The sequence below is a fragment of the Corallococcus sp. AS-1-6 genome (assembly GCF_020037015.1).
Taxonomy (GTDB): Bacteria; Myxococcota; Myxococcia; order Myxococcales; family Myxococcaceae; genus Corallococcus.
The window spans coordinates 110875-127116 of record NZ_JAIQDE010000028.1; the positions used below are offsets into that span (position 1 = coordinate 110875).

Annotated in this window: 16 protein-coding genes and 1 tRNA gene; 8 read left to right on the plus strand and 9 right to left on the minus strand. The window is 70.9% G+C overall.

Features of this window, described 5'->3' with window-relative positions; genetic code table 11:
* Positions 1-20: 20 nt before the first annotated feature.
* From K8612_RS30965 to K8612_RS30980, 4 genes are all read left to right on the plus strand, one after another.
* Entirely contained in the window at positions 21-1112 is a 1092-nt protein-coding gene (locus tag K8612_RS30965; protein WP_223764925.1) for a metallophosphoesterase, read from the plus strand.
* A gap of 102 nt (positions 1113-1214) precedes the next feature.
* Complete coding sequence (locus K8612_RS30970; protein WP_223764903.1) at positions 1215-1709, plus strand: hypothetical protein; 495 nt, start codon at positions 1215-1217, stop codon at positions 1707-1709.
* Positions 1710-1846: 137 nt separating this feature from the next.
* Positions 1847-3085, plus strand: a complete 1239-nt coding sequence (locus K8612_RS30975) for an AAA family ATPase (protein WP_223764904.1) — start codon at positions 1847-1849, stop codon at positions 3083-3085.
* Positions 3082-3654 carry a hypothetical protein gene (locus tag K8612_RS30980; RefSeq protein ID WP_223764905.1) on the plus strand — a complete coding sequence of 191 codons (573 nt, stop codon included), beginning with the start codon at positions 3082-3084 and terminating at the stop codon, positions 3652-3654. The genes K8612_RS30975 and K8612_RS30980 overlap by 4 nt, the downstream gene beginning before the upstream one ends.
* A gap of 65 nt (positions 3655-3719) precedes the next feature.
* On the opposite strand, the gene K8612_RS30985 is transcribed toward K8612_RS30980, so the two are convergent.
* The 9 genes from K8612_RS30985 to K8612_RS31025 all read right to left on the minus strand — a co-directional run bounded on the left by K8612_RS30985 (position 3720) and on the right by K8612_RS31025 (position 13407).
* Positions 3720-5093: a hypothetical protein gene (locus K8612_RS30985; protein WP_223764906.1), complete on the minus strand. Its 1374-nt coding sequence runs from the start codon at positions 5091-5093 to the stop codon at positions 3720-3722.
* A 33-nt stretch (positions 5094-5126) separates the two neighbouring features.
* Positions 5127-8108, minus strand: coding sequence for a TonB-dependent receptor domain-containing protein (locus K8612_RS30990; RefSeq protein WP_223764907.1), 2982 nt, complete (start codon positions 8106-8108; stop codon positions 5127-5129).
* 146 nt (positions 8109-8254) lie between these two features.
* Positions 8255-8686 carry a biopolymer transporter ExbD gene (locus tag K8612_RS30995; protein WP_206786908.1) on the minus strand — a complete coding sequence of 144 codons (432 nt, stop codon included), beginning with the start codon at positions 8684-8686 and terminating at the stop codon, positions 8255-8257.
* A gap of 16 nt (positions 8687-8702) precedes the next feature.
* On the minus strand, positions 8703-9110 hold the full coding sequence (locus K8612_RS31000; RefSeq protein ID WP_223764908.1) for a biopolymer transporter ExbD: 408 nt from the start codon (positions 9108-9110) through the stop codon (positions 8703-8705).
* Positions 9094-9849, minus strand: coding sequence for a MotA/TolQ/ExbB proton channel family protein (locus tag K8612_RS31005; protein WP_223742496.1), 756 nt, complete (start codon positions 9847-9849; stop codon positions 9094-9096). The genes K8612_RS31000 and K8612_RS31005 overlap by 17 nt, the downstream gene beginning before the upstream one ends.
* Before the next feature lie 31 nt (positions 9850-9880).
* Entirely contained in the window at positions 9881-10657 is a 777-nt protein-coding gene (locus K8612_RS31010) for an energy transducer TonB (RefSeq protein WP_223742495.1), read from the minus strand.
* Between the two features lie 82 nt (positions 10658-10739).
* Positions 10740-11768 carry a glycosyltransferase family 87 protein gene (locus tag K8612_RS31015; RefSeq protein WP_223764909.1) on the minus strand — a complete coding sequence of 343 codons (1029 nt, stop codon included), beginning with the start codon at positions 11766-11768 and terminating at the stop codon, positions 10740-10742.
* A gap of 33 nt (positions 11769-11801) precedes the next feature.
* On the minus strand, positions 11802-11957 hold the full coding sequence (locus K8612_RS31020; RefSeq protein ID WP_223764910.1) for a hypothetical protein: 156 nt from the start codon (positions 11955-11957) through the stop codon (positions 11802-11804).
* Positions 11958-12015: 58 nt separating this feature from the next.
* On the minus strand, positions 12016-13407 hold the full coding sequence (locus K8612_RS31025; protein ID WP_223764911.1) for an NAD(P)/FAD-dependent oxidoreductase: 1392 nt from the start codon (positions 13405-13407) through the stop codon (positions 12016-12018).
* Positions 13408-13810: 403 nt separating this feature from the next.
* Between K8612_RS31025 and K8612_RS31030 the strand changes: the two genes are divergently transcribed.
* The 4 genes from K8612_RS31030 (at position 13811) to K8612_RS31045 (ending at position 16208) form a co-directional block, all read left to right on the plus strand.
* Positions 13811-14215 (plus strand): ribosome-binding factor A, encoded by a 405-nt coding sequence (locus K8612_RS31030; RefSeq protein WP_223764912.1) that lies wholly within the window; start codon positions 13811-13813, stop codon positions 14213-14215.
* The gene (locus K8612_RS31035) at positions 14212-15369 is read left to right on the plus strand and encodes an RtcB family protein (protein ID WP_223764913.1); all 1158 of its coding nucleotides are present in this window, start codon (positions 14212-14214) and stop codon (positions 15367-15369) included. The genes K8612_RS31030 and K8612_RS31035 overlap by 4 nt, the downstream gene beginning before the upstream one ends.
* A gap of 178 nt (positions 15370-15547) precedes the next feature.
* Positions 15548-15621 (plus strand) — tRNA-Gln (locus tag K8612_RS31040).
* 56 nt (positions 15622-15677) lie between these two features.
* Positions 15678-16208, plus strand: a complete 531-nt coding sequence (locus K8612_RS31045) for a non-proteolytic archaemetzincin-like protein (RefSeq protein ID WP_223742490.1) — start codon at positions 15678-15680, stop codon at positions 16206-16208.
* Positions 16209-16242 lie beyond the last annotated feature (34 nt).

The following is a 16242-nucleotide window of genomic DNA, read 5'->3' on the forward strand; positions in this document are numbered from 1 at the left end:
CCCGGCGCGTCCTGGGCGTGATGGGGCTGACGGCGGCGCTGCTGTCCACGGGCTGCACGCGCCCCGGCGAGGACCGCGCGGTGCGGGACACGCGCGTGGGGCAGGCGGAGGCGGACGCGCTGAAGGTGGAGGTGGAGGGCGGGCTCGCGTCGGTGCGGACGCTGGCGTCGGGGACGCTGGAGCTGTGGGGGCAGGCGCCGGTGTTCACCACGCGCGTCACCGCGGGCGCGGAGGCGCGGACGGACTGGCTGTTCATGGTGCACAACGCGATGCCGGACGCGGTGCTGGACGCCGTGGACGCAGCGGGCTCTCCGCTGGACGTGGTGGCGATGCCGGACGCGCACCCGACGGTGAAGGCGTGGCGCGTGGCCCTGCGGCCGGGGACGGAGATGCGGCTGACGGTGGCGCCGCCGGACTGGGACGCGCGGCAGCCGTTCCGGTTCGCGGCGCTGGCGGACGTTCAGGAGGCGCTGTCGAAGGTGGGGGACATCTACGCGAAGCTGAACGAGGACCCCTCGTTGCGCTTCATCTTCTTCGCGGGGGACCTGACGGAGTTCGGGACGCGCGAGCAACTGGAGGAGTTCCAGCAGCGGCTGGAGGCGGACTCGCGGATTCCGCTGTACGCGACGCTGGGCAACCACGAGACCTTCACGGACGACGCGCGCGAGTACCAGCGGCTGGTGGGCCGGGGCAGCCAGCACTTCACCTTCCACGGCGTGCACTTCAGCCTGGTGGACTCCGGCAGCAGCACGGTGGATCCGCTGGTGGAGGAGGCGCTGGACGGCTGGCTGGAGGAGGCGCGCGACGCGGTGCACGTGGTGGCGATGCACATCCCGCCGTTGGATCCGATTGGCGTCCGGGGCGGCGGCTTCGCGGTGCGCAACGAGGCGGCGGGGCTGGTGGGGAAGATGGCGCGGGCGGGGGTGGACCTGACGCTCTACGGCCACATCCACAGCTACTACTCGTTCTCCAACGCGGGCATCCCGGCGTTCATCTCCGGAGGCGGCGGGGCCATCCCGGAGCGCTTCGACGGTGTGGGCCGGCACTTCCTGGCGGTGGACGTGGATCCGTCGGCGGGGGTGCGAGGGGTGGGACTGGTGCGGGTGGATTGATCAGCGCCGACTTTCCGGCCGTTTAGCAGACCCCCTTGAAAGGACACTGAACATCTGGGCAGATAGGCGCCATCCAACGACGCCTTGTGAGGAGGCCTGTCCATGTTCGAAACCCCCGAGAACGATTCCATCTCCCCCGCGCTGCGCGCGCTGCTCGAGCTGTTCGCCACGGACCTGGCGGACGTGAAGTTCCCGGACGTGGACACGGCGGTGCTGGGCGAGTCCGCGGCGCACGTGCGAGAGAAGGCGGAGGCGGTGGCCCGGGCGCAGGCGGCGCTGGACGCGGCGAGGCAGGCGCTGAACGAGAGCCAGGAGTCGCTGCTCCAGAAGGGCCAGCGCGCGCTGGCGTACGCGAAGGTGTTCGCGGAGGACGACGGGGAGCTGGGCGCGAAGCTGGAGGCCATCCACCTGCCGCGTCCGGTGCGCAAGGGCGGCCAGGCGCAGGTGGATCCGGTGGGAGCCGCGCCGGGCAACGACGACAACGCCCCGCGCCGCCGCGGCCGTCCCCCCAAGCTGCGCCCGGTGGCCAACCTCTTCACGGACGGCAGCGGTCCGGACTCCGCGCAGGACGAGGCGCCGGCGAGCCTCCAGTCGTAGCTGGCCCCCTGGCCTCCGGCCCGGCGCTCCTGCGAGGGAGTGTCGGGCCGTGTTGTTTGCGGAGGGGTGCTGAACTGGGGCGGAGCCTCGAAGTTGAAGTAAGGAGGCATCCATGATGCCGAAGGCGGAGGCCCAGGATGCTTGAGCGGTTGGAGATGGAGGGGGTGGGGCCCAGCCCGCACCTCTCGTTCGAGTTCGCTCCGCGCCTCAACCTGCTGACCGGCGACAACGGGCTTGGGAAGACGTTCGTCCTTGAACTCGCTTGGTGGGCACTGACGCGGCACTGGGATGAAGCCCCATCGCTACGTAGGGCTGGCTGGAAGGGACGGTCCTTCGTTGCGGCTGAGATCCGGGGCGTGAACAGTCGGACTCACATCCATCACGAGGTCGGAACGGGGCTGGAGGTACAGATGTTCGTTCCTCCCGAGAACGGATTGACCGTCTACGCGCGGGTCGATGGAAGCTTTTCCCTCTGGGACCGAATCCGAAATGGACGACGGGACGGGCACTCGATGGTGCCCAGTCTGCCTGCATACGACTTCACCCCAGATGAACTGTGGAACCGCCTGGAAAAGGATGGGCGCACGCTCTGTAACGGCCTGATCCAGGATTGGGTGGCATGGCAGATCAAGGACGCCGAGCCCTTTCAACGGTTGAAGAGAGTTCTCGCCGCGCTCTCACCAGGTGCTTCCGAGACATTGGTCCCAGGTGAACCTACGCGTATCAGCTTGGACGATGTCCGTGACATCCCGACCTTGCGGATGCCCTATGGGCTGGTCCCTTTGACCCATGCTTCCGCAGCGGTAAAGCGGATCGTCGGACTTGCATACCTATTGGTCTGGGCCTGGGAAGAGCATGTCCGTGCGGCGGAGTTCCGTAAGGAGCCCGTGACGGACCACATCGTACTGCTGGTCGACGAACTGGAGTCCCACCTCCATCCCCGTTGGCAGCGGCTCATTCTCCCTTCGCTGCTCGAAGTCGTCCGGGCCCTTCGCGAGGACGTGAAGGTCCAGGTGATTGCCGTGACGCATTCACCTCTGGTTCTCGCCTCCGCCGAGCCCCTGTTCGATGAAGCACAGGATGCGCTCTTCATGTTCGACCTGGTCGACAGGGAAGTGCAGGTCACGAAGGCGAAGTGGCGCCCTCGGGGAGACGCCAACGCGTGGCTCACCTCTGAAGTCTTCGACCTGAAGGAGCCGCGCTCCGTGGAGGCCGAGCAGGTCATCACAGCGGCGAAGGCCGCGCTCAAGGACCCGAATCTCCCCATCGAAGAGGTCCGCCGCATCCACAACGAGCTCTACCGGGTGCTCCGGGACACGGACCCCTTCTGGCCACGCTGGCTTGCGCGCGCGGAGGCCGCTGGCATCGACCCATGATCCACGTCGAGCCACAGCCGGAACCCGCCGACTTCGATGCCCGGGTTCGTCAGAAGGGATTGGAAGACCTCCAGGGCGCGGACGAACTTCGTCCCCATTGGAGGCACTGCATCCCCCAGCTCTGGCAGGCCTACCGAGGCATCTGCGCCTACTCCTGCCTCCACATTCCGCGTGGGACGGGAGCCATGTCCGTCGACCACCTGCTACCCAAGTCGAAACAGCGCGCACTGGCCTACGAGTGGAGCAACTACCGGCTCGCATGCAGCCGGATGAACGCGCGCAAGAACGCCTTCGAGGACGTGCTCGACCCGTTCGAAGTGCAGGACGGCTGGTTCTCACTCGACCTGTCCACGTTGCAGGTCACGCCTGGCGCTGGACTGGCGGCTCCAGTCCAGCAGCGAGTCCAGGACACCATCGATCGCCTCGACCTCAACGACGATGAGTTCATCACCGCGAGGACGGCGTACTACGACAGCTATCGAGATGGCGACCTGACCTTCCGCCACCTGCGGAAGCACTTCCCCTTCCTGGCCATGGAACTCCTCCGCCAGGGACTGGCCCAACCGTAGAAAAGAAGACCGCGTGCCCCCGGACGGCGTTGCCGGGAGCACGCGGTCCTGTGTTCACCGAAGGGCTAGTTCTTCGGGAACGCAGTCCAGCCGGCCAGCCAGTTGCTGGTGCCCACCGCGCCGACGAAGCGCGCGCTGGTGTCGAAGCCCGCGCCCGGGGTGGCCGCGTTGTCCGGGTTCAGCGCCGGGGAGCCCGCCGCCGGGGCGAAGTCCGGGGCCTCCAGGTTCGTCGCCGCCGTCAGTTTCGCGTCCACGACCTTGTTGTTCAGGCCCGTGGCCAGCACCTTCTCCGCCTCCGCGAACTTACTCCCGTCCGGATCCGTCACCGCGCCCGACGCGTCCTTCTTCGGGTTCGGCGCGTTCGGGATGGAGACCGTGTCACCCTTGTTGTTCCAGAAGAACGTGTTCTGGAGGGAGAGCTCCGGGGTGGCCGCGTTCCACAGCGCCGCGGACGCCGTGCCGTCCACGTCGACCGCCTTGTCCGCGAAGTTCGCCACGATGACGTTGCGCAGCAGGCCGCCCGCGCCCGTGTTGAACACCAGGCCCTCCTGCGCCGGCGTCGTGCCCGCCGCGCGGCCGGAGCCGATGAACGTCGCGTTCCAGATCTCCGGCACCGTGTGCGGCTGCGCGGCGTTGTCGTTCTTGTTGCCGGACGCCTCGATGCCGCGGTTGCCCACGACGGCGTTCTGCTGCACCACCAGGAACTGCACCTTGCCGCGCCAGCCCAGGTCGTAGTCCAGGCCGTCGTCGTCCGGCTGGCTGATGACGATGTGCTTCAGGCCCGCCGTGCCGCCGAACATCTCCACGCCGTCGTCGGCGCCCTTGTGCACCTGCACGTAGTCGATGTCCGTCGCGCTGCCGCACGCGCCCGTCGTCAGGCCGTTGAGCTCGTTGTCCTCGGCCAGCTCGTAGCCCGCGAACTCGATGCGCGCGTACTTCAGCTTGCCGCAGTCGTGCGCGTCGTCCTGGCCGCCGTACTTCGTGCGCGTGTCACCGCTGGTGGCGAAGAAGCCCTCGATGGTGTTCTCACCGCCGGCCACGTTGATGCGCGCCTTGCCCAGCAGCACCACGCCGCCCCAGTCACCGGCCGCGCGCGTGCCCGCGGGCTGCGCGCTGGTGAAGACGATGGGCTTCTCCGCCGTGCCCACCGCGTTCAGCTTCGCCTCGCGGGTGATGACCAGCGCGCTGCCCTGCTCGCCCAGGATGGTGACGCCCGGCTCGATGGTGAGCGTGCCGCTCTCCACGAACACGTAGTCCTTCAGGGTGTACGTCGTGCCGGCCTTCCACGTCGTGTCGCCCTGGATGCTGCCGGACACGTCCTGCGCGGTGGCCTGCGGATCACCGCCGCCGTCCGGGGTGTTGTTGGGCGCGTCGTCGCCGCAGCCGGAGAGCAGCGCGAGGCCGGACAGCGTGAGGACGGAGGCAAAGAGGCTCTTCATGTCGGTGCGTCCTTTCAGGGGAAATGGGAGGAGCTACAGGGCCCAGCCGAGCGACGCGGTGAACGCCACGCCGGGCTTGTACGTCTGCACCGTCACGTCCCCCTGGCGGAGGGTGACGGACGCGTTGAGGAGGTTCGCGGCGGTCAGCTTCAACTGCGTCGCGCCGAGCTTCTGCGTGAGGCTGAGGTCCACGCGGTGGAAGGGCCGCTCGTACACGTCCGGCAGGCCCTGCACGCCGACCTCGCTGATGCGCTGGCCGTACACGTTGTAGAGCACGGCCACTTCCGTGCCGCTCTCCGGCCGCTCGTAGCCCACGTTCACGTTGACCACGTAGGGGGACTGGCCCTGGAGCGGGCGGTCCTTGTTCGTCTGCGCGCCCAGCGCGGCGTCACCCAGGTCCACCCGTGACTGGATGAGCGTCAGGTTCGCGCCCACGCGCACCGGGCGCAGCGCGGGGCTGAAGCGCGCCAGCGACGTGCGCGCCTCCAGCTCCACGCCGTAGCTGTCCGCGCCCGCGGCGTTCTCGAAGCCCAGGTCGCCCGAGTCCGGGTTGCGGATGACGCGCTCGATGGGGTTCTGGAAGCGCTTGTAGAAGGCGCTCGCGGCCAGCACGTCGTTCTCACCGACGAACCACTCGGCGCGCACGTCCACGTTGTGGATGCGCGTCTCCAGCAGGTCGGGGTTGCCGGACACGTTCCGGCGGCGCACGAAGTCGAAGAAGATGAACGGCGCCAGCTCGCGGAAGGTGGGCCGCGCCAGCGTGTAGCTGTAGCCCGCGCGCAGGTTCACCTCCGGAGCCAGCGCGTAGGTCGCGTTGAGCGACGGGAGCACGTCCAGGTAGCGCTGGTCCGCGCCGCCGTTGTCGCTCTCCACGCCGGTGAACGGGTCCTCGAGCGTCAGTTGCTGGTTGGACGCCTCCAGGCGCACGCCGCCCACCAGGCGCAGCGGCTCCACGGGCTTGTAGTCCGCGGACACGTAGCCGGCGTAGATGCCCAGGAAGGCGTTGTAGGCGTCATCCGCGCGCGTCGTCTCGCGCACGGTGATGGCGGTGCCCACGTTGTCCGGCGAGAAGAGCTGCTCGGGGGACTGGGTGCGGTCCACCGGCTCGTCGGTGAGCAGGTAGCGGAAGCGGCGCGCGTTGAAGTCCCGGAAGGACACCTGGGTGAGGCCGCCCACCTTCACGCGCAAATCGGAGGTGAAGGGCAGGGTGAGGTTGAGGCTGCCGCCGGTGGACGTCTCGCCCAGCTCCGCGAAGAAGCGCTCTCCGCTGTTGGGCTGGTTGGGGAAGGAGAGCTGCGCGTCCGGGGTGCTGAGGGCGGCGCTGTAGAGCGTGTCGCGCGTGTCGGGCTCGTCGCGGTCCACGCGGGAGACGTTGGCCTGCCAGTCCACCTCCGAGTCGCCCAGGAGGCCCAGGCGGTGGAAGCCTCGAAGCTGCGTGAAGGACAGCGCGCGGGTGATGAACTGGAGGCGGGTGCTGGCGTAGGTGTCACCGCGCACGTTGTTGTTGCCGTTGGCGGTGTACGTGCGCGTGTCGGTGCCGCGCGTGTAGAGGCTGAAGAGGGTCAGCTCGTTGTCGCGGTCGAACTGGTAGCCCACGCTGGCCAGGCCGCTGAGGTTCGCGGTGGAGAAGCCCTGCGTGGTGCGCGCGACGTCCTGGGAGATGAGGCTGCCGGACTCGTCGCGGGCGGCGCGGGCGAAGTCCCCCGTCTGCACGCCGTCGCGGTGGCCGTAGTTGACGGTGGCCAGGTAGCCCAGGCGCTGGTTGCCGAAGCGCAGCGTGTCACCCAGGGACGCGCCCAGGCCCAGGTTGGGGGCGGCGCGCGTGGTGCGCCTCTCCCAGATGTTGGAGAAGCTCTCCCACTGGCTCTCCAACTGCTGCGCGGACTCGCCGCCCGCGCCCAGGCGGTGGTCGCGGGGGAGCGCGGAGGGCAGGGAGCGGTCGGAGGAGGCGAAGCCCAGCGTCTCACCGAAGCCGCCCTGCGCCTGCGCGTTGCGCTCGCGGAAGGTGGTGACGGTGTCGCCGCCCAGGGTGAGGCGCGGCTTGAACTCGAACTGGGAGGGGTAGGTGTTGGTCTCGATGAGCAGCGTGCCGCCGCCGAAGGTGCCCGGCAGGTCCGGCGTGTAGCTCTTCACGACGTTGAGGTTGGCGAGCAGGCTGGTGGGGAACAGGTCCAGCGGCACGCTGGGCTCGTCCGGCTCCGGGCTGGGCAGGAGCGCGCCGTTGAGGAGCGTGGTGGCGTAGCGGCCACCCAGGCCGCGCAGGAGCACGTAGCGGCCGTCCACCACGGTGGCGCTGACCACGCGCTTCACGGCGTCACCGGCGCTGGAGTCCGGCGTGCGGGCGATCTCCTGCGCGCTGATGGCGTCGGAGACGGCGGCGGCCTTCTTGCGGTCCTGGAGCAGGGCGCCCTCCGCGCGGCGGTCGGAGCGGGCCTCGACGACGACCTCCTGCACCGCGCCCACGTCCGCGCTGAGCGCGACGTCCAGCTTCGTGGCCTTGCCCTGGGTGACGACGACGCCCGTGATGCGGCGGCCCTGGTACACGTCGTAGAAGGCGCGCAGGTCGTACTTGCCCGGCGGCAGCGCCAGCCGGTAGTTGCCGTCCAGGTCGGTGAGGGCCTGCTTGCCGGCGCCCGTCACGACCTTCACGGTGGCCTCGATGAGGCCTTCACCGTTGGCCTCGTCCGTCAGCCGGCCGTAGATGCCGGTGAAGCCCGGGGGCGGCGCGGCGGACTCGGCCAGGGCCTCAGCGCCCATGGCCGCTTCATCGGAGGCCGTGGCCTCGGAGAGAGTGGCACCGTCGGCCGGAGCCGGCTGCGCGGCCTGCGACGGATCCGCGGGCGCGCTGCCCGGCGGGGGCGGAAGCTCCCCGGCCGGCTGCTGGCCCGGGGTGGCGGAGGGCGAAGGCGCGGCGGGCGCGGGGGAGTCCGCGCCGGGCGCCTGCGCGAAGGCAGGCAGGGTGATGAGCACGAGTGACGCGACGAAGGCGCGCACGAAGCTTGAGGAAGACAACACGGCTCTCCTTGCCGACAGCGACGCGCACTCAACGCGACGCCCGTGGCATTGGGATGAAGGGTTTGTGACGTCTGTGGCGGCGGCGGGAAAACTCGGCGTCACGAACCGCGCGCGGCTTCACGGAGCCGCGCGCGGGGCGCCTGGAGTCAGTCCGCCAGTCGTTCCGGCAGCACGGCGACGGTGATGTTCCCGCCCCGCGCCAGGTCCAGCACTTCCATGGCACTTCCGTACGGCACCGCGTCGCCCGCGTCGAAGAAGACGATCTTGTCCGCGCGCGCGTTGAGCATCCGTTGCAGCCGCGCCACCACCTGGTCGCGAGGAACCTCCTCGCGGTTGATGCGCAGCGTGCCGGCCTTGTCCACCGTGAGCACCACCGGCGGCTTCGCGTCCGGAGGCGGAGGCGTGGCCTCCTCCTTCTTGTCCGGCTTCGCGGGCACGTTCATCCACAGGTTCTTGGTCATCAGCGGCGTGACGACCATGAAGATGATGAGGAGGACCAACACCACGTCCACCAGGGGCGTCACGTTCATCGTGGGGCGGACGCCGCCGCCCTTGTTGCCACCGACGTCGAAAGCCATGGCGCGTGCCTCCCCTTCAGTGCTTCTTCCGGTCGATGACCTGGAGACTGATGCCCGGGAACCCGATGTCCTGCATCGCCTTGAACACGCCGCGCACCTGCGCGTACGCCACGCCCTTGTCCGCCTTGAGCACCACGGGCGCGTCCGGCTTCGCCTGGTGCAGCGCCTTCAGCTCCACCACCAGCGCGTCCCGGTTGAGCTGCTTGCGGTCCAGGTAGAACGCCCCGTTGGCCGCCAGGCTCACCGTGGTGGGCTCCAGGTTCTTGTTCTCCGCGTCCGGGTTCATCGCCGCGGGCAGGTCCACCGCGGCGCCGGCCTCCAGTTGCGGCGTGACGACCATGAAGATGATCAGGAGGACGAGCACCACGTCCACCAGCGGCGTCACGTTCATCTCAGGCGTGAGGCTCCTACGCGTGGCCGACATCGCCCGCCTCGGTCCGCGTGGAGACGACGTCCGTGGCGCCGTGCGAGCCGCCGTGGGCCGCCACCGCGCGCTTGTCGCCGGCCATGTCCTCCAGGTGGTCCATGAACTCGCTGCGGGCCTGCTCCAGGGACAAGAGCAGCGCGTCCGCGCGGGTGGACAGGAAGTTGAACATCAGCACCGCGGGGATGGCGACCAGCAGGCCCAGCGCCGTGACGACGAGCGCCTCCGCGATACCGGCGGACACCGCGCCCAAGCCACCGGAGCCCTCCTTCGCGATGCCGGCGAAGGCCTCGATGATGCCCACCACCGTGCCGAGCAGCCCGACGAACGGCGCCACCGAGCCCACCGTGGCCAGCACCGACATGCCCCGGCGCACGTCCGCGGTGATGCGCTCGTTGATGCGCACCAGGTCGCGCCGCGTGAGCTCCACCGCGCCCAGCTTCCCGGCCGGAGCCCGCGACTTCGCGAGGAACGTCTTCATGCCGCCGCCGAGCATCATCGCCAGGTGGCTGCTCTTATTGCCGTCCGCCTCCTTCACCAGCGCGTCGTGCTGCTGCTGCGCGAGCAGCGGACCGGCGCGGCCCGCGAACTGGCGGGACGCGGCGCGCGAGCGGAAGAAGACGAAGAGGCGCTCGAAGAACACCGCCAGCGACGCGACCGCGAAGGCGATCAGCGTCCAGGCGATGCCCAGGGCGAAGACGCCCATGTGCGCGTAGATTTCCTTGAGATTGAAGTTCATGGCGATGGCTCTCCGAAGGGGGAGGAAGGCGTCAGGACTTGAGGCGGAACGGGACCTTGAAGATGCGGAAGACGGCGGTGGGCTGACCCGACACGACGGCGGGCTTGAAGCGCCACGTGCGCACGGCGGCCAGCGCGGCGCTGGCGAAGGGCTCATCGCCGCGCATCACCTTGAGGCCGGTGACGCGGCCGTCGACCTCGACGACGCCCTTGAGGATGACCAGCCCCTCCAGCCCCTTGGAGCGGGCGTCGGCGGGGTACTCGGGGATGAGGTTCGCGGCCAGCGGCTCCGGCGGCGTCCCCGTCTCCGGGAGGTTGATGGGCTGCGCGCGGCCACCGCCAATGGCCATGCCCTCGCCGCTGCCGGTGCCACCCACCACACCGCCAGGGACGAGCGTGCCCGTGCCACCGACGGCCATGGGCGCCGCGGCGACGATCTCCTTCTCAGCCTCGGGCGGCTTGTCGAGCGGCACCGCGTCCGGGGCCTTCAGCGGCGCGGGCGCGACGGTGGGCACCGCCGCGGGCGGAGGCGCGGCCTTCGCGACAGGCGGCGCGGCGCGGGGCGGCGGCTTCGCGACGGGAGGCGGCGGCGGGGGCGGCGGCTTCGCCTCCACGACGGGAGGCGGCGGAGGGGGAGGGGGACGGAAGACGACGTCCACCTTCTTCTCCTGGATGACTTCCTTCACCGTGTTGGCCGCGGTCATCGCCGCCACGGCGATGAGTCCGAAGACGGCGACCGACGCGGTGGTGGAGAGCGCGAACCGCCGGGCGGCGGGGGCGCTGGAGGCGCTGTCGAACGTTTCGAACATGACGGGGACGCATATAGCGACACCGTGTGTCACGAAGGTTCAGGCTCCGTGACACTTTGCCCCCGGCGATGTCTCGATTGGGTCACGAACCGCGAGCGTTCAAAAATCCGCGCGGCAGGTGGGTCACGGTCTTGTCGGAAAGCACCGCCGTGGGCGTCCCGTGACGCCGCGTCTGCCACAACAGCGCGATCAGCAGCGCGGCGTACGCCACCGCGAACGGCCGGAAGAGCGGCACGCGCCGGGCCGGGTCCGCTCCCAACACCGCGTCGGACACGACCATGCCGATGAGGGCCACGAAGGCCACGCACGCCTGTCCAAGCCGCGAGCGCCCCTCCAGCGCCGCGCGGATCACCGGCCAGGCGAGCAGGTAGTTCGCGCGCCACGCCAACGGTGACAAGAGCGTGACGCCCAGGCAGCAGAACGCGAGCAGCTCCACCGGACCGGGCCGCGCCCACACGAGCGCACCGATGAACAGCCCCAGCGCCACGACCTGCGCCGCGGTCATCGCGCCCGCGGGAGGGATGGACTCCGGCGGCAGCACCAGCGACAGCAGCAGCGTGGGCAGGCCCTGCGGGTTGTGGCCCAGCGCCCAGGGCGGCGTGGTGCGCGCCAGGGTCTCCGTCCAGTCACGCATCTGTGACAGCGTGCCCGCCCACCCGTAGCGGCCCAGCGTGGGCAGCACCAGCAGGACGCCGAAGAGGGCGGTGGTCCCCACCACGCGCCAGTGCCGGCGCGCCAGGAAGAACAGCCCCAGGAGCGCGGCCGGAGGCTTGAGCAGGCACGCCACGGCGAAGGCCGCGCCAGGGCCCCACGTCCGGCCCCGCTCGGCGCCCACGGCCGCGAGCACCGCCAGCCACAGCAGCACGACGTCCACCTGGCCGTAGAAGAACTCGAAGGAGAACGCGGGCAGCAGCGCGGCGGTGGCGAGCACCGGAGCCCACGGCCACGGCGTCGCCTCTCCAGGCTTGGGAACCGCGCGGCGCGTGAGCACGGACACGGCGCCGAGCGCGAGCACGGAGCCCAGGTTCCAGAGCGCCACGGCCGCGCGCGGCGGCACGGCGGTGAAGGGGAGGAACAGGGGCGCGGTGACGGGCGCGTACTTGAACGGCATGGTGCCGTCCTCGGCGCGGTAGAGGTCCGTGCCTTAGCGGAAGCGCTCCGCGGCGGTGAGGTAGACGCGGAAGTCCGCGCCGCGTCGGGGGTGTTGCCCCACCGCCACGGCCGCCACGGCGAGCACCAGCAACAGCGCCCACTCCACCTTCAGGGATGCGCGGTGACGGGCGGGCTCAGCGGTGCTCATTCACGGACCGGGACACGGAGGGGCGCGCACCATTCCACGCGGGGGCGCCCCGCCGCAATCACAGGCCGTAGGCTTCCAGCAGCCGCAGCCACACCTCGCTCACGGTGGGGTACGACGGCACCGCGTGCCAGAGCGTGTCCAGCGTCACCTCGCCCGCGACGGCGATGGTGGCCGCGTGGATCATCTCGCCCACGCCCGGCCCGGTGAACGTGGCGCCCACGATGACCCGGCGCTGCTCGTCCACCACCAGCTTGGCGGTGCCCTTGAGGTCCTTGCCCATGACGGACGCGCCGGCCACGTCGCCCAGCGCGTACTGCACGGTCTTCACCGGCACGCCCGCCTTGCGCGCCCGCTCCTCGGTGAGGCCCACGCTGCCCACCTGCGGGTGCGTGAAGATGACCTGCGGCGTGGCCTTCGCGTCCGCCCACGCCTTCGCGGGCTTGCCCAGCAGGATGTCGCCCAGCAGCCGCGCCTGGTACTTGCCCATGTGCGTGAGCAGGTTGCGGCCGTTCGCGTCGCCGCACGCGTACAGCCAGCCGCCGTCCACGCCCGTGGCGCGGAGCTGATCATCCACCTCGATGGACGCGCCGGGCTTGAGCCCCACCGTGTCCAGCCCCAGGTCGTCCGTGCGCGCGGTGCGGCCCATGGCGACGAGCAGCGCGTCCGCGCGCAGCGTGTCCCCGCCGGTCAGCGTGATGGTGTACTCGCCCTGGGTGCCGGAGCGCTGCACCTTGGTGGCCTGCGTCTCCAGCAACACGCGCACGCCGGAGTCGCGCAGCGCCTCGGCCACCTGCTCGCCCACGAAGGGTTCGAAGCGCTTGAGCACGCGCGGCCCGCGCTGCACCAGCGTCACCTCCGAGCCCAGCTCGCGCCACGCCTGCGCCAGCTCCACCGCCTCCACGCCGCCGCCCAGCACCACCAGCCGGCCCGGCACGGCCTTGGCGCCGGTGCCCTCGCGGTTGTCCCAGGGCTTGGAGTCCTTGAGCCCCGGGATGTCCGGCAGGCGCGGCTTGCTGCCGGTGGCGATGACGACGGCCTGCTTCACGTCCAGCTCGCGCACCTTGCCGTCCTTGCCGGTGACGGCCACCTTGCGCGGGCCGGTGAGCCGGCCGTGGCCACGCATCACGGTGAGCTTCGCGCCCTCCGCCCACTTCACCTGGGACCTGTCGTCGTAGCCGGACACCATCTGGTCGCGGTGCTTGAGCACGGCGTCCGCCTTGAGCGGGCCCTGGATGAGCTCGCGCACGCCGGGCGTGTGCTTCGCGAGCCACAGCGCCTCGCCGGGGTGCAGCAGCGCCTTGCTGGGCATGCAGGCCCAGTAGGAGCACTCGCCGCCCAGGAGCTCGTGCTCCACCAGCGCGACCTTCAAACCCCCCGCCGCCGCGCGCGCGCCCGCGTTCTCGCCCGCGGGACCCGCCCCAATCACCACCACGTCGAAAGTCTCGGCCATGACGCCTCCTGCCTCCTGCTTGCCCCGGGACGGCCCTCCCGCCAATCCGACTGGCGCCGCGCGTCGGCTGGTGGATGGAGCGGCTGGTCACCAGAGGACAGCACCGCCCGTGTCAGGACCCGGAAGGCCCCCGCGTCGGGGGACGGTCCGCGCGGTGATTCGCGCGGCGGGAGGTGTGCCATGGGACGTGTCGCCAATGGGGTCTCGGTCCGCTCCGCGGGGTCGCGCTTCTAGCGTCACCGGCGGCGTCCAGTTCCCGTCCGAAGGCAGCGCCCGTCCGAGCGCTGTCACGGCCGTGTGAGGACGCCTTCGACGTGAGGTCCAGACGGCGTGTCCGCGCGGTGTCGTTCGCGTGCACACCCGGCCGTGCTCCGGCACGGCCCGCGGGAATCCGTCTTCATTCATGTCCTCTTCCAAGCATCGCCGTCCCCGCGCGTCCCTCCGGCGCTCGGGCTCCTCGCTGTTCCATGCCGAAGCTCCGTCCGCGCGTCACCTGCGCGTCCAGTCCACCCTCTCCGAGGACGTCTCGCTGCTCTTCCGCAGCGAGCTGTCCGACCCCAGGCTCGAAGGCGTCACGCTGACGTCGTGCGAGCTGTCCCCCGAAGGCCGCACCGTGCGCATCGGCTACTCGCTGCCGCACGACGCGGACCCCGCCGCCGTGAAGGAGGCCCTCGCCCGGGCGGAGGGCTTCCTGCGCTCGCGGCTCGCGCAGCACCTGAACCTCAAGCGCACCCCGCACCTGCGCTTCGTGCTCGTGGGCACCGCCCCACGCACGGAGCCTGAAGCCTGCGAAGGGGGTGGCGCATGATGCCCCGCGTCCTCGAAGTTCCACCGGGCGCGGTGCCCCTCCTCGCCTGGGCGCGCACGGTGCCCCCGGCGGCCCTGAAGCAGCTCCAGCGCCTCGCCGCGCAGCCCTACGTCACGGAGCACGTGGCGGTGATGCCGGACGTGCACCTCGCGTCGGGCGTGGCGGTGGGCACCGTCTTCGCGACGGAAGCCCACGTCGTGCCCGGCGCGCTGGGCAACGACCTGGGCTGCGGCGTGAGCGCGCACCGCTTCGCCTTCCCCGCCGCCTCACTCTCGCGCGCGGACCTGGAGCGGGTGCTGTCCCAGCTCGCCCGGGTCATCCCGGTGGGAGACGCGGTGCACCGGGGACGGGGCCTGCCCCTGCCGCCCGGGCTCGAAGCTCCTCCGCTGTCCACCCAGAAGCTCGCGCATGCCTGGGAGCGGCTGGCGCCGCGCCACCTGGGCACGCTCGGCGGGGGCAACCACTTCCTGGAGCTGGACCGCGACGGGGCAGGGGACCTCTGGCTGCTCATCCACTCCGGCTCGCGGGGCGTGGGGGGCGCCGTGGGGGAACACCACCAGCGCGTGGCCCAGGCGCTCGGACAGGGCGCTCCGCCCGCGCTCGACACCGGCACCGAAGCGGGCCGGGCCTGCGTGGATGACCTGGACCTGGCGTGCCGCTTCGCCCGCGCGAACCGCGACCAGCTCGCGGTCCGGGCGCTGGCGGTGCTGGCGGACGTGCTGGGCCTGGCCCCGGACCCGGGGAGCACCGTGGACGTGCACCACAACCACGTCGCCTCCGAAACGCACTTCGACCGCGCGCTCTGGGTCCATCGCAAGGGCGCGGTGGGGCTGGACGCGGGGGCCCGGGGGCTCATCCCCGGCTCCATGGGCACCGCCTCCTACGTCGTCGAGGGACGGGGGGAGCCCCGCGCCTTCCGCTCCTGCTCGCACGGGGCGGGCCGCGTGCTCACCCGCACGGAGGCCCGCGCCCGCATCCGCCCGGACGCCCTGACCCACGCCCTGCGCCGCGTGGTCTTCGACCCGGACCGGGCGCACGCCCTGGTGGAGGAGGCCCCCGCCGCCTACCGGGACCTCACCGAGGTGCTGGAGGACGAGGCGGACCTCGTGACACCCCGCGTGCGGCTCACGCCCCTGGCCGTGCTGAAGGGCTGAAGGGGGGCCCACCTGTCGGCTGGATGACAGCCCGCCCCCCCGGAGGCCGCCCAGGCGACATCCGGGGGGAGTGATCCACCCCCCGGACGCCGGAGATGGAGGGGGACAGCGTCAGAGTGGGTTCCCGCGCCCGTCAAAGTGCCGTAGTATCGGCCCACGAGTACGCGTGCGAACCTGCTGGGGCGTCGTCTAATGGCAGGACGTCAGACTTTGACTCTGATTATCAAGGTTCGAATCCTTGCGCCCCAGCCACTCCGCTCCGGGGGGACGCGGTCTATGTCCGTCCGGAGGTACAAGGCGGTGGGCTGATGCCGCAGAAGACGCTCCTGCTGGTCACCGTGGGCAGTCCACCGTCCGCGCTCGTGAATGCCTTGCAGGAACCGCTGGCGACCCACCTGGGCGTCAGCACGGTCGTGAGCCGGATGGCGCTGTCGTCCCCGGCCTACGCCTTCAACAAGGACCGGAGCCAGTACCACTGCAACGCCATCATGCGCCGGCTGGGCACGGTGCTGGATGAGTCGCCGCAGGACCTGGTGATGGGCGTGACGGACGCGGACCTCTTCGAGCCGGACTCGCCCTTCGTCTTCGGGCAGGCGGACCGGGAGTCCCAGGTCGCGGTGATGAGCCTGTTCCGGCTGCGCCAGGGCGCGGAGGGCGAAGCGCTGCGCCGCCGCGTGCAGGTGGAGGCGGTGCACCAGGCCGGGCACCTCATCGGCCTGTCGTACTGCGAGGACTCGCGCTGCGTGATGTTCTTCCCGCAGTCCCCGCAGGACATCGACCGCAAGTCGCTGGGCCCCTGCAACGTCTGCCGCAACGAACTGAACCGCCTCAACCGCTGAACGCGCGTGCGCGCTCCCCGACACGGGCGCGCGT